The sequence below is a fragment of the Candidatus Arsenophonus phytopathogenicus genome, from assembly GCF_056113345.1.
In genome coordinates, this window is sequence record NZ_JBUIOB010000012.1 from 1 (window position 1) to 20971 (window position 20971).

General features: G+C 45.4%; 34 protein-coding genes. 32 read left to right on the forward strand and 2 right to left on the reverse strand.

Going from position 1 to position 20971, the window contains the following annotated elements:
* Positions 1–248: 248 nt before the first annotated feature.
* The 14 genes from AC01GB_RS01810 to AC01GB_RS01875 all read left to right on the forward strand — a co-directional run bounded on the left by AC01GB_RS01810 (position 249) and on the right by AC01GB_RS01875 (position 9518).
* Positions 249–857 carry a Rha family transcriptional regulator gene (locus AC01GB_RS01810; RefSeq protein WP_474450011.1) on the forward strand — a complete coding sequence of 203 codons (609 nt, stop codon included), beginning with the start codon at positions 249–251 and terminating at the stop codon, positions 855–857.
* On the forward strand, positions 854–1057 hold the full coding sequence (locus AC01GB_RS01815; RefSeq protein ID WP_474450012.1) for a hypothetical protein: 204 nt from the start codon (positions 854–856) through the stop codon (positions 1055–1057). The genes AC01GB_RS01810 and AC01GB_RS01815 overlap by 4 nt, the downstream gene beginning before the upstream one ends.
* Positions 1058–1071: 14 nt before the next feature.
* Complete coding sequence (locus AC01GB_RS01820) at positions 1072–1614, forward strand: terminase small subunit (RefSeq protein ID WP_474450013.1); 543 nt, start codon at positions 1072–1074, stop codon at positions 1612–1614.
* Positions 1592–2818 carry a PBSX family phage terminase large subunit gene (locus AC01GB_RS01825; protein ID WP_474450014.1) on the forward strand — a complete coding sequence of 409 codons (1227 nt, stop codon included), beginning with the start codon at positions 1592–1594 and terminating at the stop codon, positions 2816–2818. The genes AC01GB_RS01820 and AC01GB_RS01825 overlap by 23 nt, the downstream gene beginning before the upstream one ends.
* Before the next feature lie 155 nt (positions 2819–2973).
* On the forward strand, positions 2974–4356 hold the full coding sequence (locus AC01GB_RS01830) for a phage portal protein (protein WP_474450015.1): 1383 nt from the start codon (positions 2974–2976) through the stop codon (positions 4354–4356).
* A gap of 98 nt (positions 4357–4454) precedes the next feature.
* A complete protein-coding gene (locus tag AC01GB_RS01835) occupies positions 4455–5192 on the forward strand; it encodes a phage head morphogenesis protein (RefSeq protein ID WP_474450016.1) in 738 nt (245 codons plus the stop codon).
* Entirely contained in the window at positions 5179–6366 is a 1188-nt protein-coding gene (locus AC01GB_RS01840; RefSeq protein WP_474450017.1) for a DUF2213 domain-containing protein, read from the forward strand. The genes AC01GB_RS01835 and AC01GB_RS01840 overlap by 14 nt, the downstream gene beginning before the upstream one ends.
* Positions 6366–6845 carry a structural cement protein Gp24 gene (locus AC01GB_RS01845; protein ID WP_474450018.1) on the forward strand — a complete coding sequence of 160 codons (480 nt, stop codon included), beginning with the start codon at positions 6366–6368 and terminating at the stop codon, positions 6843–6845. Before AC01GB_RS01840 ends, AC01GB_RS01845 begins: the two co-directional genes overlap by 1 nt.
* 3 nt (positions 6846–6848) lie before the next feature.
* Entirely contained in the window at positions 6849–7271 is a 423-nt protein-coding gene (locus AC01GB_RS01850) for a major capsid family protein (protein WP_474450019.1), read from the forward strand.
* 1 nt (position 7272) lies between these two features.
* Entirely contained in the window at positions 7273–7887 is a 615-nt protein-coding gene (locus tag AC01GB_RS01855; protein ID WP_474450042.1) for a major capsid family protein, read from the forward strand.
* A gap of 98 nt (positions 7888–7985) precedes the next feature.
* Positions 7986–8237, forward strand: a complete 252-nt coding sequence (locus tag AC01GB_RS01860) for a hypothetical protein (protein WP_474450020.1) — start codon at positions 7986–7988, stop codon at positions 8235–8237.
* 44 nt (positions 8238–8281) lie between these two features.
* Positions 8282–8659: a DUF4054 domain-containing protein gene (locus tag AC01GB_RS01865; protein ID WP_474450021.1), complete on the forward strand. Its 378-nt coding sequence runs from the start codon at positions 8282–8284 to the stop codon at positions 8657–8659.
* Positions 8659–9162 carry a hypothetical protein gene (locus AC01GB_RS01870; RefSeq protein WP_474450022.1) on the forward strand — a complete coding sequence of 168 codons (504 nt, stop codon included), beginning with the start codon at positions 8659–8661 and terminating at the stop codon, positions 9160–9162. Before AC01GB_RS01865 ends, AC01GB_RS01870 begins: the two co-directional genes overlap by 1 nt.
* Positions 9159–9518, forward strand: a complete 360-nt coding sequence (locus tag AC01GB_RS01875) for a hypothetical protein (protein WP_474450023.1) — start codon at positions 9159–9161, stop codon at positions 9516–9518. The genes AC01GB_RS01870 and AC01GB_RS01875 overlap by 4 nt, the downstream gene beginning before the upstream one ends.
* Here AC01GB_RS01875 and AC01GB_RS01880 read toward each other — a convergent pair.
* Positions 9508–9756 carry a CCDC90 family protein gene (locus AC01GB_RS01880; protein ID WP_474449813.1) on the reverse strand — a complete coding sequence of 83 codons (249 nt, stop codon included), beginning with the start codon at positions 9754–9756 and terminating at the stop codon, positions 9508–9510. The two genes, AC01GB_RS01875 and AC01GB_RS01880, sit on opposite strands and share 11 nt — an antisense overlap.
* 67 nt (positions 9757–9823) lie before the next feature.
* Here AC01GB_RS01880 and AC01GB_RS01885 point away from each other — a divergent pair, with 67 nt between their 5' ends.
* Genes AC01GB_RS01885 through AC01GB_RS01895 form a run of 3 tightly spaced genes read left to right on the forward strand, consistent with a single transcriptional unit; the run spans position 9824 to position 12023 of the window.
* Positions 9824–10360: a phage neck terminator protein gene (locus AC01GB_RS01885; protein ID WP_474450024.1), complete on the forward strand. Its 537-nt coding sequence runs from the start codon at positions 9824–9826 to the stop codon at positions 10358–10360.
* Positions 10350–11852: a DUF3383 family protein gene (locus AC01GB_RS01890; RefSeq protein ID WP_474450025.1), complete on the forward strand. Its 1503-nt coding sequence runs from the start codon at positions 10350–10352 to the stop codon at positions 11850–11852. Before AC01GB_RS01885 ends, AC01GB_RS01890 begins: the two co-directional genes overlap by 11 nt.
* Before the next feature lie 9 nt (positions 11853–11861).
* Entirely contained in the window at positions 11862–12023 is a 162-nt protein-coding gene (locus AC01GB_RS01895) for a hypothetical protein (protein ID WP_474450026.1), read from the forward strand.
* 32 nt (positions 12024–12055) lie between these two features.
* Here AC01GB_RS01895 and AC01GB_RS01900 read toward each other — a convergent pair whose 3' ends face one another.
* Complete coding sequence (locus AC01GB_RS01900) at positions 12056–12202, reverse strand: hypothetical protein (RefSeq protein WP_474450027.1); 147 nt, start codon at positions 12200–12202, stop codon at positions 12056–12058.
* A gap of 103 nt (positions 12203–12305) precedes the next feature.
* Between AC01GB_RS01900 and AC01GB_RS01905 the strand changes: the two genes are divergently transcribed.
* The 15 genes from AC01GB_RS01905 to AC01GB_RS01975 all read left to right on the forward strand — a co-directional run bounded on the left by AC01GB_RS01905 (position 12306) and on the right by AC01GB_RS01975 (position 20937).
* On the forward strand, positions 12306–12671 hold the full coding sequence (locus tag AC01GB_RS01905) for a hypothetical protein (protein WP_474449820.1): 366 nt from the start codon (positions 12306–12308) through the stop codon (positions 12669–12671).
* 233 nt (positions 12672–12904) lie between these two features.
* On the forward strand, positions 12905–13777 hold the full coding sequence (locus tag AC01GB_RS01910; RefSeq protein WP_474450028.1) for a phage tail tape measure protein: 873 nt from the start codon (positions 12905–12907) through the stop codon (positions 13775–13777).
* 110 nt (positions 13778–13887) lie between these two features.
* Positions 13888–14016 carry a hypothetical protein gene (locus tag AC01GB_RS01915; protein ID WP_474450029.1) on the forward strand — a complete coding sequence of 43 codons (129 nt, stop codon included), beginning with the start codon at positions 13888–13890 and terminating at the stop codon, positions 14014–14016.
* Positions 14017–14088: 72 nt separating this feature from the next.
* Positions 14089–14274, forward strand: coding sequence for a hypothetical protein (locus AC01GB_RS01920; protein ID WP_474450030.1), 186 nt, complete (start codon positions 14089–14091; stop codon positions 14272–14274).
* Complete coding sequence (locus AC01GB_RS01925; protein WP_474450031.1) at positions 14213–14620, forward strand: hypothetical protein; 408 nt, start codon at positions 14213–14215, stop codon at positions 14618–14620. Before AC01GB_RS01920 ends, AC01GB_RS01925 begins: the two co-directional genes overlap by 62 nt.
* Positions 14617–15414, forward strand: a complete 798-nt coding sequence (locus tag AC01GB_RS01930) for a phage baseplate protein (protein ID WP_474450032.1) — start codon at positions 14617–14619, stop codon at positions 15412–15414. Before AC01GB_RS01925 ends, AC01GB_RS01930 begins: the two co-directional genes overlap by 4 nt.
* Positions 15414–15737: a hypothetical protein gene (locus AC01GB_RS01935; RefSeq protein WP_474450033.1), complete on the forward strand. Its 324-nt coding sequence runs from the start codon at positions 15414–15416 to the stop codon at positions 15735–15737. Before AC01GB_RS01930 ends, AC01GB_RS01935 begins: the two co-directional genes overlap by 1 nt.
* Positions 15734–16015: a hypothetical protein gene (locus AC01GB_RS01940; protein WP_474450034.1), complete on the forward strand. Its 282-nt coding sequence runs from the start codon at positions 15734–15736 to the stop codon at positions 16013–16015. The genes AC01GB_RS01935 and AC01GB_RS01940 overlap by 4 nt, the downstream gene beginning before the upstream one ends.
* A 136-nt stretch (positions 16016–16151) precedes the next feature.
* Positions 16152–16592 (forward strand): baseplate hub protein, encoded by a 441-nt coding sequence (locus AC01GB_RS01945; RefSeq protein ID WP_474450035.1) that lies wholly within the window; start codon positions 16152–16154, stop codon positions 16590–16592.
* Entirely contained in the window at positions 16589–17176 is a 588-nt protein-coding gene (locus AC01GB_RS01950; protein WP_474450036.1) for a Gp138 family membrane-puncturing spike protein, read from the forward strand. The genes AC01GB_RS01945 and AC01GB_RS01950 overlap by 4 nt, the downstream gene beginning before the upstream one ends.
* Positions 17151–17546, forward strand: coding sequence for a contractile injection system sheath initiator (locus AC01GB_RS01955; protein WP_474450037.1), 396 nt, complete (start codon positions 17151–17153; stop codon positions 17544–17546). Before AC01GB_RS01950 ends, AC01GB_RS01955 begins: the two co-directional genes overlap by 26 nt.
* The gene (locus tag AC01GB_RS01960; protein WP_474450038.1) at positions 17543–18454 is read left to right on the forward strand and encodes a hypothetical protein; all 912 of its coding nucleotides are present in this window, start codon (positions 17543–17545) and stop codon (positions 18452–18454) included. The genes AC01GB_RS01955 and AC01GB_RS01960 overlap by 4 nt, the downstream gene beginning before the upstream one ends.
* The gene (locus tag AC01GB_RS01965; protein ID WP_474450039.1) at positions 18451–19179 is read left to right on the forward strand and encodes a baseplate wedge 1 family protein; all 729 of its coding nucleotides are present in this window, start codon (positions 18451–18453) and stop codon (positions 19177–19179) included. The genes AC01GB_RS01960 and AC01GB_RS01965 overlap by 4 nt, the downstream gene beginning before the upstream one ends.
* A gap of 10 nt (positions 19180–19189) precedes the next feature.
* Positions 19190–20317, forward strand: coding sequence for a phage tail protein (locus AC01GB_RS01970; RefSeq protein ID WP_474450040.1), 1128 nt, complete (start codon positions 19190–19192; stop codon positions 20315–20317).
* A complete protein-coding gene (locus tag AC01GB_RS01975) occupies positions 20317–20937 on the forward strand; it encodes a tail fiber assembly protein (protein WP_474450041.1) in 621 nt (206 codons plus the stop codon). Before AC01GB_RS01970 ends, AC01GB_RS01975 begins: the two co-directional genes overlap by 1 nt.
* The last annotated feature ends 34 nt before the right edge of the window (positions 20938–20971 follow it).

Below are 20971 nucleotides of genomic sequence, written 5' to 3' on the forward strand. Positions count from 1 at the left end.
TCGGTCATTGGCACATCAAATGACCCAGGTGGTCAACTTGACCTCTTGTAATAAAAACAATGAAATATCTGTCAATCAATTGTTAATTGGCACATTCAAATCTTAATAATCACTGCGCCCTCACCGCGCATTAATCAAACACAGAACCTTACAGAAAGTCGAGCCTGAGAATCGCCGTTTAAAATGGTGCTTTTCTGTGGGCGGCTTTTCTGTGTGAGCAGGTTCGATTTTCTATAAGGAACAGTACGATGAAAACAGCAACAATTAAAAATAACAATTTTTTAGCAACCGAATTACCAACGATGACCAGTCTGGAAATGGTTGATTACATTAATGCTGATCGGAAATCAAAAGCGGAAGCAGAGGGATTAATGTTTCCTTGCAAAAAATATCGCAAGCTACAGCACAATGATTTTTTGAAGAAAGTACCCAAAGTACTAGGAGAAACATCAGGGAAATTTTTCTCTGATGATATTTTCACCGCTGGAAAAGGTGCTAAAGCAACTCGAAGAATTTACCGATTCCCTAAGCGTGAAGCGTGCCTGATGGCAATGAGCTACAGCTATGAACTACAGGCAACAATATTCGACAAAATGACCGAGTTAGAAGGCGGTAAAGATATTAACTTGCTCGACTTGTCTGGTTTAACTGAACTCACGATTAAGCAGATGCAAGATCGGGTTGCGTTGGCAGAAAAGCATTCCTTTGTAGAACACGGACAAAAAGGCAGCAGCCTAATGTTGCTCCGTAGAAGAGAGAAGAAAGCGATTAATAAAGCTGAGCAACAGGTGAAAAACCTCATTCAATTTAAATTGTGCGATTTGGGGGATTTTCCAAATGGAGAAAGTCAAGCATGACCCCCGAACAATTCATTGAAGCCAATATCAAGGCCGAGTTATTAAAGCTCGGCTTTTCTTCATCAATAGCAGCAATGGCAATAAGTGAAGCGATCCGCTATTACCGCAAACAGCCAGCTAGCAGAAGAGGCAAGATGATATCGGATTGTCTCAATCAGGCTAAACGATGGGCGAAGAGTGCAGCTAAACATAAACATTAATTGAGGTAGATGTTATGACTCTCACAAACAAGCAGGAGGCATTTTGTCGAGAGTACCTGATTGATTTAAACGCGACGCAGGCAGCAATTAGAGCCGGGTACAGTGAAAAAACTGCAAAAGATATCGCATGTCAAAACTTAGCAAAACTCAACATTCAAAAACGCATCCAAACCCTCATGGAAGAACGCAAGAATCGCATTGAGGTTAATGCTGACTACGTGCTTAAGCGACTGGTTGATATCGACCAGATGGATGTATTGGATATTCTTAACGAATCAGGCGATTTAAGACCGATTAAAGACTGGCCTAAAGTGTGGCGAACAACATTAAGCGGTTTGGACATTGCAGTCATACGAGTTGATGGCGCAGAAGCATTGCTCAAAAAAATAAAGTGGCCGGATAAAATCAAAAACCTTGAGCTTTTAGGTAAGCATGTTTTTGTTCAGGCTTTCCGAGATCAAATAAAAAATGAGCATGATGAAAATGTTGTTATTTTGCCACAGGTGATAAAGATAGAAGCAGGAAAGTTCCCATATGATAAAAGTGGCGACGATTGAAATACCACCCAAATTAACCGAAGTGTTTTACGGGCGTGCTCGTTATCGTTGCGCTTACGGTGGGCGAGGAAGTGGCAAAACACGCACCTTTGCATTGATGTTGGCGGTTAACGCGTATCACGCTGCCCGTAGAGGAAAAAAAGGCGTGATCCTTTGTGCCCGAGAATTCATGAACTCCCTTGAAGACTCCAGTATGCAGGAAGTGAAACAGGCAATACAAAGCGTCAATTGGCTCAATGCCTTTTTTGAGATTGGTGAAAGGTACATTCGTACCAAAGACAGGCGTGTTTCTTTTGTCTTCTGTGGATTAAGGCACAATTTAGATAGTTTGAAATCGAAGTCATCAATTCTGTTTTGCTGGATAGATGAGGCTGAAAACGTACCCGAGTATGCTTGGCAAAAATTAATCCCGACGGTGCGAGAAGAAGGCTCTGAAATTTGGGTAACGTGGAATCCCGAGCGAAAAGGGAGCGCAACCGATGTTCGCTTTAGACAGAAAAAGCCAAGTAACTGTATTTCGGTTGACCTTAACTACAATGACAATCCGTGGTTTCCTGGTGTTTTGGAGGAAGACAGAAAAAACGACCGGATCCGGCTTGATGCCAATACCTATGCGTGGATTTGGGAAGGAGCTTATTTGGAAAATGCTAATAAGCAAGTATTGAACGGCAAATACGATGTTGTTGAGTTTTCCGATGATCTCTGGAAAAAAGCCGACCGATTGTTATTTGGTGCCGATTTTGGCTTTTCAAATGACCCAAGTACCTTGATACGTAGCTTTATTCTTGGTGACTGTTTGTACGTCGAATTTGAAGCCTACAAGGTCGGCGTGGAATTGGACGCGCTACCTCATTTTTATCAAGCGATACCGGAAGCAACACGTTGGCCAATTAAAGCAGACAACAGCAGACCAGAGACTATTAGCTACTTAAAACGACAGGGATTTAATATTGCTCCGGCATCCAAATGGCATGGTAGCGTAGAAGACGGCATCGCACACCTTAGAGGTTTCAAAAAAATCATTATTCACCCACGCTGTAAACATACGATTGAAGAAGCACGGTTGTATTCGTATAAAGTTGACCGCAATACAGGTGATATTCTTCCTTTAATCGTTGATGCACATAATCACTGCTGGGATGCAGTACGTTATTCGCTGGACGGATACATAAAAGGCTCGGTCTCTTTCCTGGATACCTTGTAGTATGTACAAATAATGTTAAAAATAATTAATTTATTAAAAATCAAATAATTGAGTTATTTTGATAAAATTAAATTAATTTTTATGTACCTGATTGTGTGCACTTTTTTTATTTAACCCCCCTTGTTTTGAAAAATCCCTATATTTAGGAGGGCATTTTGTTTGCTAAATTTCGAAAAAAATTATCCCCAAAAATGGGTGATGGTGGATTAGATAACCTGATGCGTGATGTAAATGCTATTGGTGCAGCCACTCCCACGTTGCCAGCCAGTTTTTCAACACTCGGCATATCCGGCGCGGGTTATTTTGAAACCGATAAAGGCTTGGCGTGGCTTTATGAGCGCGTGTCGATTGTCCGTAAATATATCAACAAAACGTCAGGGGATTGTATCAAGCATTGGCGTACCGTGCGCTTTACAGGTGATGATGATGAGAGAACGGAGCAGCTTAATGATTTGTTTACGGGCGAAGAAAAACGACTTGGCATTGAAAAGCAGGCCGAACTTGCCTTAAAGCTAGCTTCACTTTACGGCGGTAGTCTGTTAATTGCGGTCACCGATGAAGAAAATCTGGAAAAACCCCTCAACGTTAACAAAGAACAGTTAAAAGGTTTTTTAGTCGTCCGGCAAGGCGAGTACAGCATCAGGAAAATTGCCACCGATATATTCAGCCCGTATTTCAACAGGCCGTTGCTGTTCCAGTTAAAAAGCGCCGAAAAGATACCCGTTCATCACTCCCGTTGTTGTTTAACGGTCATTAATCAAATCACCAACAGCACCGTCAAAGCCGACAAAAAAGCCAATGACGGCCAAAGCGATATTCTGGCGTTTATCTCCGATTTGCTAGGCTATCTGTACGTCAATGATGAAGTGCTCGGCATGTTGCGAGAAATGAAGTCCGATATTTTTTTGCTGAAAGACCTGAATTGGAATATTTCAGGTGGCAGAGGGAAAGAGATCATCGACTGGCTGCAACTGGTGTTGCAAGCAAAGAAGAGGCACAACGTATTGATGCTGGATGCCGACAGCCAGTATGAGCAAAAAGAACTGTCACTGGCAAACGTATCCGATATCTGGACAAAAGCGCAAGACCGATTGGCGGTGGCGATGGACAGACCGAAAACCATTTTGTTTGGTGATAGTGCCGCCGGATTTTCCACCGGACAGGAAGACTTGCAATCTTACTACGACACGATTTTTGAGATCCAAGAATCCCGTTTACGCCCGATTATTAACTTCTTCGACAAATTCATTTGTGCCAAGCACGGCATTAGCGAAACGGAAGTCGCCTTTGAATTTGTCCAAATCAAAACGGAAAACAAAGCCGAGTCTGCCACCAATCTTAATACCGTGACCACGGCATTAATGCTATTGCTGGAACACGGCGTGATTGAACCGCAAGATGCGCTGAACGAGTTAAACCGCCGTGAGCTGGTTGACGTGAAAAATGTGCCCGAAGTGACAATGTTGGCGAAAATGCTCGGTGAGGAGAGTGACCGTGAATTCAATACCCAAAGGCCAATTAACGGGGAGGGAATGTAGGGCGATTAATCCGAGTAAGCGCGCAGAAGTCTATTATTCCGCCTCAGTTAAGCATCTTATTTCACTTTTTAAGCTCGTTGTTAAGCAAGAAATTAACCGTGAAAATCCGCAAAAAAATCTCGGCGATGCCCAGCCCGGATTCTATCCAAAAACGTTTCCAAACCTTTAACCGCATTGTTGACCGTTTTTTAACGATTGACATCAGCGCATTTGCGACACGGGTCGCCCGCAATTTTGCCCAAATCACCAATGCGGATAACAAAAAACGGTTAAGTCGTGAATTTGAGTCTGTGATGGCGATTAACCCCGAAGCGGTGTTGGACAGTAAACAAACACAGGATTTCTTCAAGGACATGATTGGCGAAAACGTCCAGTTGATTAAAGGTTTGCACACCGAGTCATTAAGCAATGTACAAAAAATTGTGCAATCGATGATAGGCGGCAATAAAACGTTGCGAGAGGCGGGAAAGGACATCACGGCAGCATTGAATATTCAGCAAAACCGAGGAATGCGAATTGCGATTGACCAAAGCCGTAAAGCGATGGGCGATTTAACCAATCTTCGAATGCAGAAACTCGGCATTAAGTTATATCGCTGGTCAGCGGTGATGGATAAGCGAAAAAACGGCGGAACCCGTCCTTCACATGCAGCTATGCACAACAAAATTTGTCGATTTGATGATCCGAGTGTGTATTTCAACGAAAAAACCAAGCAGTGGGAAAAACGAAAACGCATTGGGGGCGTGGCGCTTCACCCCTCGCAAGATTTTAACTGTCGCTGCGTCAGCAAAGTGATTTTACAAAGCATAGAAGGATTGGAAGATGAACGGCAATGACAACCGATTGCCTATTGATATTAAGGGCGCACAGCAATTAGAACCGGGTTATCGCATTCCGAGCAAAATTGCCAAAGTGGGGACACAGGAATTTGAGGGGTGGGAACTGTCTAGTCATGTGCCCAATTTGCCACCCACCCAACGCTACAAAGTTGAGGTGTCCCCCGAGGACCTTTTTGATGCTGAAACCATCGCCTCGTTTGAGGGAAAACCGCTCACCTTTTTTCACGCGCCCAATAACGAGGTGACCAGTGATAACTGGAAGAATACCGCCATTGGGCATGTACAGAATGTGAAACAGGACGGCGATTATCTGACAGCGGATGTTTTTCTTTATGACGCTGAGGCCATTGAGGCGATTAAAAATTACCAAATCAAAGAACTCAGTTGTGGTTACCGATCTTTTATCGAGCCTACCACCACAACGGGCATTGATTTCAAGAAAACCCATATCAGAGGTGACCACGTGGCGATTGTTGACGTGTGTCGCTCTGGACATGATGTCAAACTAGGAGATAGCGCTGTGTCAATGAAAGCAAAAATCGCTGCCTTGAAAGGTCAGCAAAAATTGGGGGATGAGGGCGAAACGCCAGACACCATCGACACCCTGTTAATTCAAATGAGCGATTACGTCCAGTTGCTCGCCGAATCCGCCGATGAAGCCACCAAAGAAATCGGCGAGATATTAACGGGATTAATTGGTCAAGCGCAAAGTCTGAGTGCGAGTCCATCACCCACCAGTGAGGTCAAGCAAGGCGATGCAGCCAGTGAAATAACATCCGTGCCTGAAAACACAGAGGCTACCGATGATAAATCGCTGCTTGAGACGCTGAAAAAGCAGCTTGAAGAATTGACGGAAAAGCTCAAAGCACTGGAAGAAGAAAACGCCAGACTGAAAGCAGAAAATGAGCTAGCGGAAACGGAAGCCGAAGCCAAGTCAACATTTGGCGACGGGGCAATCGGTCACGGGCGAACCGCACGGCAAATCAAAGAAAACGTAATTATCGCTAAAGGTTTGGTGACCCAGCTAGAAGCGCGGAAGCTCGGCGATTCGGCGATAAATGGCAAGTATGACTATCTCATCAATCGTCAGCGTGAACAAAACAAGCCAAGATTCAATCTTGGCGATAGAAAACCCACCAAATCCGCATCACAACGCCTAGGAGGTCGCTAATGACATTTGGATTCACGAACTGGGATTCTGACAAGGGGACGCTACGGGCGGGTACTATCTATCGTGCGTCAAGCTCTGATGACAAAGTGTGGGGCGAGGAAAACAAGACCACGACTGACCTTCAATACGGCGTTTTTGTGGCGGTGAACCCGGAGGGCGGCGTTAAGCCGATTTCGGCGGCAACTGATGTCATCCACGGCATTGTTGTACGGGATATTTACGGCGATAAAGCACCACACAACAAGCAAGTCAATGTGGGGCATTTTTCCCACGGTGATTGCGTGGGTGCGGCAACGGCAAAAGATGAAACCTTCAAACGAGGTGATAAAGTTTATGTGGTCGCAACAGGTGACGATGTTGGCAAGGTATCCAAAACCGCAAAAGGCAATATCGATTTGGGGTATTGGGTGGAAAATGTCAGCTCAGGCAGTCAGTGCGTAGCAGTCACGCTTGGATTCATTCAAAAGGTAGGAGAATAACAGATGGCAATTGAAGAAGCCTATTTTGAAACGGTATTGCAAGAAGCGCTCACCGAACGCGACACGCAATTGCAGGAAAAACAGCTGCCTGAAATCAATATTGGTGAGGCAATCCCAATTACCGAAGGACTGGATTTTGCCGATGAATACGTGGAATACGGCATCACAGAAGTACTAGGCTCTGTCAAAGACGGTATTATTGGTAACAAAACCAACTCGATGGTCACGATTGACAGCACCATTGAAATGTACAAGGCGCCTGTTTGCCAGTGGGCAAAAGCCGTTGTCTGGACACAGCAGGAGCTTGAGAAAATCAACAAAATCAATATTAATCTGCAAAGCAAAAAGCAAAAAGCAAAAAGCAAAAAGCAAAAAGCAAAAAGCAAAAAGCAAAAAGCAAAAAGCAAAAAGCAAAAAGCAAGATGATTTGTACGCCAATGCCTTGTCTACACTGCAATATGCAGGTTACTTGGGACATAACAAGGTTAAAGGACAAGAAGGATTGTTGACAGGCAGCAAAATTCAGGTGATGCAAGAAGAATCCGGTAAATCACTGAAAGACTTGAGCGCCAATGAGTTTATCAAACTGGTATTGGATGCTTACAACAAGGCGTGGGCAAACTCAGATTATCGGGTGCAACCAACGCACATAGCGATGGATGCCGCTGATTTCATGCTGGCAATGCAGAAGTTTGATAGCCAAAGTCCGATTGTGGGGACAGACTTACTGCCTGTTTCAGCCATGGACAGGATCATGGCTGCGTTGAGGAAGGCATCAGGTAATGACAGTTTTACTATCACCTTTGTGAAAGTTCCAGCAGGATATGCCAAAGAGATAACCAAAGGAAAAACCCGTTTGGCGATTTACACCTATGATGAAGAATATGTCGAAATGAAAGTGCATATGCCGGAGTTGTTAGCGGTTCGCCAGCGTGATTTGCTGACCTACGAGTGTGGCTATCGTTCCGCTTTCGGTGGAGCAATGTGGAAACAACCACTATCTGCCGTTTACGCCGATTACAAAACTGCCCCAAAGTCATAGACGGCGGTTTCCCAAGCGGAACAACCCTGCCGTCAGATGATTACTTTCCGCAATCACCATCTTGAGGGAACGTCCCTCATTTTCATTTTGGAGTAACGATGAGCTACACAAAAACAAATTGGGAAAATTCGCCGTCAACCAAAACCCCGTTAAACGCGGATAATCTGAACAATATTGAAACGGGGGTATCTGCCCTTCACGAAGCGCTGGACGCTGGCACGCTTAAGGGGGACAAAGGCGATAAGGGTGCTGGCATTAAAAAAATAACCTCCTCCAAACAAGGGAATGTCGTGACGTTAACGATTGAGTTAACCGACGGTACAAAACAAACGCCTTCATTCGAAGTCTGATTCAGCGGATTTTATCCGCTTTTTTTGGGGGCATCATGCAAGAAATGTTAAAGAAATTTCGTGACCGTTTCGGCGAAAAAACCTTTACCGACGATAACAACAAATTACTCCTCTATTTAACCGATGCAGAAAACAGGATGGACAAGAAAGTGTGGGGGGTGATGTATGAGCAAGGCTTGATGTATCTAACCGCGTATCTGCTTTTTTTGGCAGGATTTCATGAAAACAGTCCGAAAAAAGGGGGGCATTCAGCTGATCCAAACGCATTGTATGCGAGCGACGGTGTAGGTGATGTTACCGCAAGTGCGAGTTTTTCAGGAACCGAGAAAGACTGGTTTAAAACCTCCGCCTTTGGTGAGCAATATTTGGAGCTGGAAAGTCGCATTAACAATTACGCCTTGGCAATCGGGATGAACTGGTAATGCTGAAATCGAAATTGTTGGAAAAAGCCAAAAAACAGTTTGAGGAAATTAACAAACTGAAAGTGGAAGTGGGCGTATTGGAAAATACCCGACCGTACAAAGATTCCGATATCAGTGTGGTGGAAGTGGCTACGATCCACGAATTTGGCACGGAGAAAATCTTGCCGCGATCATTTTTGCGAATGCCGATTCGTGATCACCAAAAAGCCATAAAAGAAAAATACCGCTTATTCATTTCAGGTGAAATTAGCGCAACGGAATTTCTGGCTTATATCGGCGAACTGGCGGTTGGCCGGTCAGTTGAGGCGTTTGATACACAAGGTTTTGGGTCGTGGCCTGAATACAAGCAAAGTACACTTGAGAAAAAATACTATGAAGGGTATTTGATAAACCGAGAGAAAATCGGAAATTCGGTTAAGTATACCAATAATGATGCGGCAAAATTATTGAGAGTTTCCGGTAATTTGGCAAATTCGATAACCTACAAGGTGGTGAAAAAATGAGACTGCCCAATATGGCCAGAACCATCCGCCGATTTTCGCAACCGTTAACCTTCATCACGGAAGTGATCACCACGAAGGATTTTAAACCGCATTTTTCAGTAACACGAAAAGCCGTTGAAGGCGTAATTAACAGTCTGTCTGACGAGGCGATTAACAAGGACAGTCTCGATTGGTCACTGGAGTATTACACCGTGCATGTGCAACCAAAATATGCGGATTTGCTCGGTGTTTACTTGGAGTACAAAGGAAAAATATTCAAATCAATTAACCGCAAAGACTATAGCGACTATGGCTTTGTGCGCTATGTCTTTGAGGAAGTGAAAGATAGTGAGATCACAGGAAGGCTCACCCAATAAAAATATATTTTAACGCAGCAATGACGACAGCAATACCAACAGCGAGAATAAGTTTTTTAATCCAGTCTAAATCTGACTTAATGCTTTCTGTTGCTACGCTTAAATCTTCCTTCGTAACAGTACCTACATTTTGAAATTCAGCAATAACCTCTACGATTTTTTCAGCTTGTTTTTCATCAATGCCTGATTCTTGTAAGGCTTTTATCGCTTTATGGGTGTTCATCGTTATTGTTGCCATCTTTACCTCCAAATTTGGCTTTAGGAATTGCGCTATTTCCTTAATTTTAACGCATTAAGAGGGCGTTATGTCAAATAACACCAATTTACAACACAAAAACTACCAACCACCGATCCAACGGCTAGCAATGGTTATTCGAGATACGTTAGAGGTTGCGGAAAATACAATATTTATCGGACGTGAAAATCTGGCTGAGCAGGATTTCAACGCGCCTGTTATCAGTATTGAGCAATCGGGCAGTAGTGAAGTGAAAGGCTTTAGCGAAACATACCGACGAAACGTTGAGATGATGGAATACAGCCAGTTTGAGAAAATCATTTTTGACGTGAATGTCTGGGGAAGTCAGGCCTTGCAACGGCCGAAAATTCTCTTACGGTTACTGCGAACACAGAAAGGCTTTGAACAACAGTGGAAACACACGATTAGCTTATCTGCGCCAACGGGCGTGCGCGATTTACACTTTGCGACAGGCAGCCAGTATCGCGAGCGTGTCATGTTTTCGATTAACGCCTATGTCGCGGATTATATCAACGTCTCAACACCTTCAATCAATCAACTTTCTATCCAACTTTCCAACGAAAAAGGTTTACAGCATGAACAATAATCTTGGCATCGATATTGAAAATGTTGTCAATGTTCAGCTACTCAAAGAGCAGCGAGGCGCAAATTACGACAACATCAACCACGTCATCATGATGACCAGTGAAACGGGCACGATTTTTGACGGCAAAACGATTTATGCGGCCTACAAAAATATCGCAGGCGTGAAAGCCGATTTTGGCATTACCTCGAAAACTTACCAGTTAGCTACCGCCTTTTTTGGTACGTCACCCAATCCGATAGGCGCCGGCGGCAGTCTGATTGTCGGGCATTGGCGAAAAACCGATTTAACGCTGCCAGCGGTGGAATTTGACACACTGACAGGCTCAGAAATTGACAGCAATGCGCTACTTAAAACGCTACGGCAAATTGAGAAAGGCAATCTGGTTTTAGGGAAAATCAAACTGGAAAACCTGAACTTTAGTGACGCGGTTACATTTGACGATATCATTAAGTTACTCAATGAAAAAGGGAAAGCGCCAACAAAAAATGAAAGTGCGGCGAAAGACACCACCTTCATACTGACCGGCCAACGATTGATAGTGAAAGGCTCAGAACTCAAAAATGCGACCGATTCAGGCGAAGGTGAATTTGTCGGTAATTTGTTGGGATTAGGTGATAGCGCTACCTTAACCAAAGCGACACCGTCTCAAACCTTACCCGCACAATCACCGGATGAGGCGATTGCCGATGTGGTGGCAGCGTCTTCGGGTTGTGGGTATTGTTTCATCGACGAACTGACCAATGACCAGATTTTAAAACTGGCGAGCTACAGTCAAGCCAACAAGATCCTTGGCTATCAGGTCGTTTCACATCCAGACAATCTCACGACAAGAGGCTTGGCGTGGCAAGTGAGCAAGAAAGGGCAAGAATATTTCCGGCTTTTATTTTCAAAACGCAATCAAAAAGCCTTGGCGGTTTCCTACATGGCAAGAGTGCATGTGGTCGATTTCAGCGGTGAAAACAGTGCGATGACGATTCACTTGAAAGAGCTGGCCTGTGAGCCAGAAAGCTATAGCCAAACCGAGGTGGACAGTGCGTCATCCGTGGGTATCGATATTTACACCTTAATCAAAGACCGTCCGGTGGTGATGTGCTCAAATGCTAATGAATTTGTCGATAATGTCTATAACCTGAAAGCGTATGTGAATCAGGTACAGGTTGATACCTTTAATTTGATGAAATCCACCGCTACCAAAATACCGCAAACCGAAAAAGGTGTGGATTTGCTCGTTGATTGCATCAATCAGGTAGCCGCGCGCTTTGTGAGAGCTAGCGTGTTTGCGCCGGGTAAATGGACATCACCCGATACCTTCGGCGATGAAGAGCAGTTTAAGCGCGCCATTGCGAGTAAAGGTTATTTTACCTATGCCAATCTGTTGGCAGAACAATCACAGGTTGACCGCACAAACCGAAAATCGCCCACTATCCAGCAAGCGGTGAAAAATGCAGGGGCATTTTACCGGGCGGACATCATTATTAATTTCAATTACTAGGAATACACGATGGCATACATAGGCTATGACTTGTGGTCGACAACGCTGATCCTCGATGGACGGGTTATTAGCGATTTTGTGACCGGAACAATGATACAAATTACGTTTCCTAATCCCGATACCAGCCGCTTTAACGGTGCTAACGGGGGTCTCGTTGTTGCAAAGCGATAGGACGCAACAATCTGTGACATTGAATTTCACCTCTACCGTGGCAGTGAAGATGATGTCTGGTTGTCAACAATACTTTCCCGTAGGGAAGTAAATATTTTTAACGGATCATTGAGTGTCTTGTACAAACTCGCCGGCAAAGCCAAAACAGAAACCTTCACGTTTACAGGCGGGAGTATCACAGACCAGCCACAATTTACCTTTGCTAATACTGACCACAATGCAGAGATGACCTACAAGCTGCAATTTCGGGATTTCACGCGCTCAATCTAACGGGATAAAATCATGACAGAACAAGGATTAGGTAGCCTGACAGGGCTATCGCAGGATGATATTGTCGATATCACCAAAAACAAAACCTTCAAGGTGCAAGGTAACGAATTTCAGATTGGTAATTTCAATCACCATTTACGGTTAAAAGCACTGGAAATTGTCGAGGACTTGGGACAATCAAAACGAATTGCCGCGACACTCTCAAGCCACAGTGACGGCAATCTGAGGCAGCTTTTCAACCAAATCACCCACGACGGCATGAGCATTAGCAAATTGCCAAACTTTTTTGATGAGAAACCTGCGCTTTTCATTCCGTTAACGTTAACGGTGCTTCACTTGTATGCCGCCCCTTTTTTATCGGCATTAACGGCGAGCTGACCTTTACGCCGCGCTATCCCAACAGCTGGCGACAGTACGTCAGAAAATCCTCACTCACCGAGCATGACAAACTGCTTTTTTCACTGGTGAAGGCAGGTTACGGCACGGTTTGTGAGCTTTTAACATTGCGTGATGAAGACGTGTTCTTCTATCTGAAAACCGCCGAACATGCCTTTATCTCAGGAGCGATTGAGTGGAAACAGCACGACGAAGCGAAGCAAAAGAGGTGACGGATGAGTGAAGAAAAGTTAAGTCTGGATATTGGTGTTAATGCCAATGCTGGCGTGCTCAATACGTTAACGACTGCATTGGACAAAATTTCACAACAATTGAGCGGTGTGACGGGAAAATTCACCAAGGTTACCGCAAAAGTTGACCAGCTTGGCACAAAAAGTACCCGTACCGCAAAAGACGTTCACAAAGCCTCATATTCTGTCGGTGAACTTGGCAAAGAGGCCAAGAAAACCGAAAGCAAATTAGGTAAGCTGGGCGAAAAGCTTAACGGGTTTAAGGGGATTATCACAGGCGCTTTCACCGTTCACGCCATCATGAGCGCCGGCGAACACATTAATACTTTCAACAAAGCTGTACGCCAGACGGGGATTGAGGCAAAAAGTTTTCAGGTGCTAAGAGAAAGCGCACAGGCGGTTGGCGTTAACTTTGAAGAACTGTCTGACGGCGTGAAGGAGTTTCAACGGGCGATTAATAGCGACGGTGACACCGCAAGCCAGGTGTTCAAAAAGCTCGGCATTGCCTTTAAAGACAGCAACGGAAAAATCAGGGACACCAGCGTCTTGTTGCGTGAAACGGGCAGTGCGTTAAACAACATACAGGACAACGGCGCAAAAGCCGCCCTTGCTGAACAGGTTGGACTTTCCTATGAGCTGGTTGATGCCATCGCCAATACCCGTGAGGAGTGGGCTTCACTCGACAAAAAAGTGGCAGAAGGAAGAGCATTAACCCAAGACGATTTGGAACAAGCCGAGATTTTCCGGCGCACCTTTGCCAGTTTATTGCTGCAACTACAACAAATCGCCGAGAAAGTCTTTGCTACCCTTGCCCCTGATCTTCAATTTTGTCTTAAAAGGCTTAAAACCCGTGATTGATTTTATCGGGCGGGTCGGTCAGTTCATTTGCCAAGTTAATCACCTTTCTCAACAAAACCACTGACGGATTTTGGCTGCTGGTTCCGGCAGCCTTGGCGCTGGTGAAAGTCTTGCCACTTATCGGCAAAGGCATAAAAGCGATTGGCGCAGCTATTCTTGCAAATCCTGATTCTCTTTGGCATCACTGTGCTCATCACTGTGCATTATCGCTGCCCTTAAAGACCTGTACGTCTGGATGAACGGCGGAAAAAGCGTGATTGGTGACTTTCTTGGAAGGATTCGGCGATTTTTCCTGATGACATGTACAAAAAATGATAGACAAAGTGAACGACTATTTTTCTGCCATGTGGGAACAAATCAAAAAAGATTTTTCGGCTATGATGACTTTTTTCTTTGCGCTGTTTTCCGGTGACTGGGATGCGGTTATTCAATCTGGTGAAGCAGGCTTTTTCGCAATTCATCGACGATCTCAAAACGTTGTTTTTGCCGCTGTTTAACTGGATAGGTGACAAATTTGGCAAAATTGCCGACAGGCTCAAAAATCTGTTTAGTGGCGCTTTCGATTTCATTAAAGGCATTTTTGGCGATTCCGATAAAGAGCTGGAAAAGGCCGCCAAAAACGCAGAAATTGCCAGCGCGAGTATGCAGCAAGCCAGCCAGACGATTAATCATATCTCATCAAACAGCCACAAAGCAATTAACCACTCCGCTTCACAAACCAACAATATCAATGTGAATGTTACAGGTTCAGACAAAGCTATCGGGCAAAAGTTGGGAAATGTGGTTTACAACAATGTGCCGCCTTTGAGTCAAGACCAGTTGGCACGAGGAGGGGTATTTTGAGTTTTCTCTCACAGGTGATCTCAAACCACATCTCGAATACACCGACGCAAAAAATCGGCATCGCTGGATTCACCGCTTATGTCTGGACGGATAAAACCACGCAACGAAGTGCTACCGTCACCGAGATTCCACTGGAAACGGGGGTGGTGATTGCCGATCACATCAACTCTAGTCCGGTGCAAATTTCGATAGGCGGCGTGATTTCCGATTCGTTTTTAAGTTTGAGTAGTGAAAATACCGTATTTGAGTCTTTCAATCGGCAGATTGGTTTTATTGATAGCTATGTGGGCAATCGGACACAGGCGGTCAGACAGAAAATTGCGGAGTTGAACAGCAAAGCGCAGCAAATTCTGGATTTGAAAGCGCAAGTCGAAAACACGGCGCAGGGGATTTATCACACCGTGACAGGCAGCAAATCCGGCAACGGCATTGCCCAACAGTTTGTCGATACATTCACGGGCATTTTTGAAAATCGGGAATTAATCAGCGTTGATATGGGCTATCAGGTACTCGATAACATGGCACTGGAAAGTTTCGCCACGTCGCAAAGCAATGAAGATAGCTTTTTGCTGTTCACGTTAACCGTTAAGCAAGTGCGCTTTGTCACCTTTGAACAGGTGAACATCATCCCTGTTGCCAACAAATCCGCAGCAGGGATGAGCAAAACGGGGGCCGCACAAATGAGTGGGGCAAAAAACAAAGGTAGTCAAACGCCAACCTCATTTGCATTTGATGTCTGGGAGGGAGCAAAAACCCTTACGAAAAATCTTAATACCTTTTGGGACAAGAATTAATGTACCAAGTCGAAAGCCTATCAAGCGATCCGATTCAGACGCACACGCTGTTAACCGACATTGACGATATTGAGCTGACGCTGACGTTTTATCCGAGTATTTCAGCGTGGAATATGAATGTTACCTATCGGAATATCACGATTAACGGGGTGGCGGTTTCATTGGGCGTACCGCTGCTGCACGATAGCCGATTGCCGTTTACGATAGTGGCTATCGCGCGTGACAATCCCGATATTGAGCCTTCGTTGCTTGATGATTTTGCAAGTGGCAGGATCAGTCTCTACTTACTGGTTGGCGAAGAAGAAAAGGAGGCTGTCTATTGAACCGTCAAACGCCGTTTTTTCGTGATTTCGAGTTGTTAATAGGTGAAGGAAAAAAGGCGATAAAGATTATCCCGCCGTTTAAAATCGCCTTTTCGTTTTCGAAGGATTTAACCCGTGATCGCCCCAATATCGGGCAAATTTCGCTGTTTAACCTGTCGCCGTCGCGTCGTCACTCACTGGCCGATTTTCAATACCGCAAGCAACATATTGTCGCTCAACTTGCGGTAGGTTATGTGACCACGGGTTTAAAGCTCCTGTTTTCCGGCATCTGTCACTAAAGTCACACTATCAAAACAAGGCACTGAGATAGTCACCACGCTGGAAATTGCCGACGGCGGTTTTGCTTTTCGCACGGCAACGATTAGCAAAGCCGTGACCTCAAAGTCTGAGGCGGTCGATGCTGCTGTGAGTACTATGACAGGCGTGAAAAAAGGCAAAGTGACCGCGCAATTGCCGTTAAGTCGCCCCAAAATCATGACGGGCTTTTCGTTTGATGAATTACGCAAGCTCAAAGACGAAAAGGAGCAACTCTATATCGACAACGGACAGCTTCATATTTTGAGACGAAACGAGGTGCAAAACGGGAAAGCGGAATTAATCAGTGTCAGTACCGGATTGATGGAAACGCCCACGCTCGACGACAAAAACGTGCTGGCCTTTAAAAGCGTCCTTAATCCCAATGTGTCAATTGGTTATCAGGTAGCGATAGACAGCAAGGTTGCCCCACATCTTAACGGCGTTTATCGCATTTGCGCGATTGACTACGCAGGTGAAAGTGACACAGGCGAGTGGGCGATGACGTGCAAATGCCAGCAGGAAAAAAACTACGTGGTGGTGAAGGAGAGTAAGGCGTGAATATCGAACTGATGAAAACCATTGCCAATCATATCAAATCTGAGATGGGCTGTGCCTTGATTGCTAGGGTGGTTAAGGTGAACCAAACCACCGTCGATTGCCAGCCTGTCACGTTAAAGAACGTAGTGATTAATGATGAAATTCACGCAATCGAATTTCCGGTTTTTCCTAATGTCCCTGTCTCTTCGTCACAAGGGGGCGGCAGCTACACCGCCTATCCGGTCGCCGTGGGCGATTACTGCATTTTGCTCACCTTTGATAGTTGTATCGATAATTGGTGGATAGGCAACGACAACGTGCGAGGAGCAGAGAATCGGTTGCATGATTATAGCGATTGCGTCGCCCTTTTGGGGCTGTGCAATCGTGACGGGGCCTTTGCGATACCGAAGGTGGCGACAACCGCAGGTGACCACGTTTTTACACACAATATTCACGTCAATCTCAACGTCACGATTGACGGCAATCTTGATGTGAAAGGCGCTATCACTGCCCAACAATCGTTAACGGTAGGCAATATCGATGTCGGCAATCATACGCACGGAGGCGTAGAAACAGGCAATGGCAGCACCGGAAAACCCAATTAACCCGAAGGTGATTTTCGTGAAAACAGCACAGTTAACCGAGCACAACGATTGGCGATTTGGGCATTCGCTTGATGATTACCTGATTGATAGCGAAGCGATCCACCAGAATATCAAAACGCGTTTGCAGTGTTTCAAAGCCGATTGGTGGCTAGATGTTGAGTTTGGTCTGGACTGGCTGCAACTGCTTGGCAGTCGTGGTACGGGCGAAACGTTGCGCCGTGAAATCTACAAGGTGGCATTAGGGACAAATGGCGTTGTGCGCATCGATAAGCTCAACATCACCGTTAAGGACTTCACCGCACACATTCAGTTGGATTATACCGATGTCTTTAACCGAACACACAACCTCAATCAGGAGGTCAGCCAGTGAATATCAAGCTCGATGAAAACGGTATCACGATTGCGACATTACCCGAACTGATTGAAACCTTGATTGCCGAGTTTAAGACAATTTACGGCAGTGACATCAATGTTTCACAAGACACCCCTGACGGGCAGCGCATTGCGATTTATAGCCGGATTGCCCACGAATGTCTGGTACTGGTGCAAAAGCTCTATCAGAACTTAAAGCCGGAACAAGCCGAAGGTCTCCACCTTGATTATTTAGCCAGAATCAACGGGCTGTTACGCAAGGAAAACGAAAGTGATAGTGAGTTACGTCGCAGACGGTTAAAAACCTTTGAAAATGCCAGTCAAAGCACGATAGGCGGCATTGCTGCCCGTTTAAATCTGGTTAAAGGCGTGACCGATGCAGTGGTGTACGAAAACACCACGAATGAGACTGACGCGTTGAATATTCCGCCGCATTCGATTTGGGTAATTGTTGAAGGGGGTGAAAATCAAGCAATTGTTGATTGCATCGCCCGCAACAAAACAGGCGGAACGGGCCTTAAAGGAACAATCAAAGGCGAATACACCGACAAGATAGCCAGAGCGGACGGCACGGTTTTTGAGGTGGTGCATGAGTACCGATTTGACCGACCGAAAATCATGGAAATCAAGATTAAACTGACCGCCACGCGTGAAAAAGCCAACGAGCCTGTGCCGATACAGGAGATTAAAGACGAACTGGTCAAGTCCGTTTATCGCATTGGCGAAAATATCAAGGTGACTGCGCTTTACTGTATTTTGAACCGGATTGCACGCTCTTACTATGTTTCAGACCTTTCGATTTCAAAAGACGGTAACACGTGGACGAGTGCTATTTTAAAAGCTGATGTCGACGAGAAATTCAACATCGTCAGTGACAACATCACCGTTAATGAGGTGGTCACGTGAGTCTCGAAGCCGAATATCAAAAACTGCTGATTAAGCAGTATTACACCAAACCCAAGGCAAGGGCGGAAATCTCCGCCCTTTTTAATGTGTTCGCGGATTGTTTTGATACCGTTGATGCCTTTCGGGAAGCCTTCAATCTTGAAAAAGCCGAAGGTGACCCGCTGGATATTATCGGTTCTTGGGTAGGTATCAGTCGCTTCCAGCCGAGTGGCGAGCGCAAAGGCTTTTTTGGCTTTAAAAATCACGGTAAAGCGTTGCCGTTTGGTCAAAAGAGCGGGAAAAAACAAGGTGGCTTTCGGTCCAAATTTGCCCAGGATTTTTTGCCACTGAAATTGCCCGATAAGCAATATCGCAGCCTGATTAAGCTCAAAATCATCAAAAACACCGCCCTCGCTACCGCCACGCAAACAGGCGATGTCAGCCTGTCGTCACTCCAGCAGGCGGTGAGTTTTGTGATTGAGGGGGAGGGCTATCTGATTGACCGCCAGAACATGAGTCTCACTATCGTCATTACGCCCAGAGCAGACAGGGAATGGCTGGAATTCATCTTAAGGCTTGACTTACTCCCACGTCCGCAAGGCGTGCAAATTAACTATGTAACTCAGGAACCCAAAGGCACGTTTGGATTTAAGGGGCATAAAAATGCCATTTCGTGGTACAGCCGTTTTGACGCGGATCCCGAAGCAAGACTTGGCTATTTTGCCAAGAAAACCTTTTTAACATAGGAACATAACATTGAAGATTAAAAGACCCAACATTGATATTCAACCGTTTGCAGGTGGAAGCAAAACGGAAGAAAGAACCGTGTTTGGTTCAAAAGAAATCACCGACAATCTTGAGAAAAATATCAATGCCGATTTTGCGCGTGGCTGGGGAATTGTGCCTGTTTCAGAATTGCCCACCATGCAGGATTTTAATGCGGTGGGATTCACAATCAGTTCTCTTGTGACCCACCTCTACCAGAACGGTATTGCTGAATATGCTGAGAAGCAAACTTACAACAAAGGCGCAGTGTGTCTGTCTGACGGCAATATCTATCTATCAAAGACCGAAAACAACGCCGGAAATCCCTTAACCGATACCACCCAGTGGCAGTCAATAAAAGACGCTATTTTTGCCGCAAATATCGTGCAGCAAACAGGTAACGCCACCGATAAAGTGCTGAGCCAAAAAGCCTGTGACGACAACTATGCCAAGAAAAATTCACAGGAAGTACTCAGAACCGGCAATATCGTTATCAAAAGTGGCAAAGACTACTCCGGCCTGATGATAGAAAGAAAAGATGGTGTTGTGTGCGCGCTTCAAACTTCTCCTAATAGTGCGTTTTTTGCCTATGGAAAAGGAATAATCGATATTCCATACAACGCGAATGGCACACTGGCATTAACCGCGGATGTTGACGCGATTAACAATTATCCGGTTGGCGCGCCGATTCCTTGGCCACACGCCACCGCACCGGATGGGTACTTTGTGTGCCGAGGTCAGACGTTCACGACAGTCGACTATCCCCAGTTAGCTCAAGCCTATCCTTCTGGGATATTGCCGAATTTGTGCGGTGAATTTATTCGAGGTCTGGATTTAGACGGACACGCTGACCCAGATAGAAAAGTACTAAGCAATCAAGGGGACGCTATACGCAATATCACCGGACGTATTGGCTATGTGCGCCGCGGGTGGAATTGGCCTCCTGTTGCCGAGGACGGCGCCTTTAGCGTAGACAAGACTTTCAGCGCAAGAGTCGCTGGCGGGGAGAATGATGATTGGGGTGCCATCACGTCTTTTGATCCTTCTCGTGTTGTCCCCACCGCACACGAAAACCGACCACGAAATATCGCATTTTTATACATAGTGAGGGCTGCATAGTGAAATACAGTACAGAAATACCCAAAGCGGAAATCGATGAAAACGGTTTCGCTAAAAACCGAGGCTGGATAAAAACCTATATGTCGAGTCATGAACCGCCGTATGAATATTTTGGCGCGACAATGGAATTAGTGTACAAAGGGGTTAGTGTCAGCCAATATTCGTATATCGATGCGCCAGAGCTTCCCGATAATGACGACATTGCTGTTGTTCGCAGTGCTGACGGCACCCAGTGGCGATACGTGCCAGACCACCGCGGCAAGACGGTATACAATACCTTCAATCGTGCTTCCTATACCGTTGATTACCCCGGCGAGATAAAAACCGGCTTCACTTTATTAGTGCCCTCAACACAATTCGATAAATGGGATGGCAAAAAATGGGTAACGGATACTCAGGCGATGAAAGCGGACCAAATCAACACCGCAAATCAAACAAAACACCAGTTAATCGACGAAGCGGAATCAAAAATCACCTTGCTTGACCGTAAAGTACGTTTAGGGATGGCGACCAATAGTGAAAAAACCGCGCTACGGGCCTGGGAAATGTACAGCGTGAAACTGAATGATATTGATACCACCACCGCGCCAGATATTGACTGGCCGAAAAAACCGGCGTAGACAAACTGCCCCATTCAAGGGGCATCCTATTAGC

Excerpts from the sequence above, each read along its gene's own strand:
- AC01GB_RS01810 (WP_474450011.1), top strand. The coding sequence starts at position 249 with ATGAAAACAGCAACAATTAAAAATAACAATTTTTTAGCAACCGAATTA.
- AC01GB_RS01815 (WP_474450012.1), top strand. The coding sequence starts at position 854 with ATGACCCCCGAACAATTCATTGAAGCCAATATCAAGGCCGAGTTATTA.
- AC01GB_RS01820 (WP_474450013.1), top strand. The coding sequence starts at position 1,072 with ATGACTCTCACAAACAAGCAGGAGGCATTTTGTCGAGAGTACCTGATT.
- AC01GB_RS01825 (WP_474450014.1), top strand. The coding sequence starts at position 1,592 with ATGATAAAAGTGGCGACGATTGAAATACCACCCAAATTAACCGAAGTG.
- AC01GB_RS01840 (WP_474450017.1), top strand. The coding sequence starts at position 5,179 with ATGAACGGCAATGACAACCGATTGCCTATTGATATTAAGGGCGCACAG.
- AC01GB_RS01845 (WP_474450018.1), top strand. The coding sequence starts at position 6,366 with ATGACATTTGGATTCACGAACTGGGATTCTGACAAGGGGACGCTACGG.
- AC01GB_RS01850 (WP_474450019.1), top strand. The coding sequence starts at position 6,849 with ATGGCAATTGAAGAAGCCTATTTTGAAACGGTATTGCAAGAAGCGCTC.
- AC01GB_RS01860 (WP_474450020.1), top strand. The coding sequence starts at position 7,986 with ATGAGCTACACAAAAACAAATTGGGAAAATTCGCCGTCAACCAAAACC.
- AC01GB_RS01865 (WP_474450021.1), top strand. The coding sequence starts at position 8,282 with ATGTTAAAGAAATTTCGTGACCGTTTCGGCGAAAAAACCTTTACCGAC.
- AC01GB_RS01870 (WP_474450022.1), top strand. The coding sequence starts at position 8,659 with ATGCTGAAATCGAAATTGTTGGAAAAAGCCAAAAAACAGTTTGAGGAA.
- AC01GB_RS01875 (WP_474450023.1), top strand. The coding sequence starts at position 9,159 with ATGAGACTGCCCAATATGGCCAGAACCATCCGCCGATTTTCGCAACCG.
- AC01GB_RS01880 (WP_474449813.1), bottom strand. The coding sequence starts at position 9,756 with ATGGCAACAATAACGATGAACACCCATAAAGCGATAAAAGCCTTACAA.
- AC01GB_RS01885 (WP_474450024.1), top strand. The coding sequence starts at position 9,824 with ATGTCAAATAACACCAATTTACAACACAAAAACTACCAACCACCGATC.
- AC01GB_RS01890 (WP_474450025.1), top strand. The coding sequence starts at position 10,350 with ATGAACAATAATCTTGGCATCGATATTGAAAATGTTGTCAATGTTCAG.
- AC01GB_RS01895 (WP_474450026.1), top strand. The coding sequence starts at position 11,862 with ATGGCATACATAGGCTATGACTTGTGGTCGACAACGCTGATCCTCGAT.
- AC01GB_RS01905 (WP_474449820.1), top strand. The coding sequence starts at position 12,306 with ATGACAGAACAAGGATTAGGTAGCCTGACAGGGCTATCGCAGGATGAT.
- AC01GB_RS01910 (WP_474450028.1), top strand. The coding sequence starts at position 12,905 with ATGAGTGAAGAAAAGTTAAGTCTGGATATTGGTGTTAATGCCAATGCT.
- AC01GB_RS01920 (WP_474450030.1), top strand. The coding sequence starts at position 14,089 with ATGATAGACAAAGTGAACGACTATTTTTCTGCCATGTGGGAACAAATC.
- AC01GB_RS01935 (WP_474450033.1), top strand. The coding sequence starts at position 15,414 with ATGTACCAAGTCGAAAGCCTATCAAGCGATCCGATTCAGACGCACACG.
- AC01GB_RS01945 (WP_474450035.1), top strand. The coding sequence starts at position 16,152 with ATGACAGGCGTGAAAAAAGGCAAAGTGACCGCGCAATTGCCGTTAAGT.
- AC01GB_RS01955 (WP_474450037.1), top strand. The coding sequence starts at position 17,151 with ATGGCAGCACCGGAAAACCCAATTAACCCGAAGGTGATTTTCGTGAAA.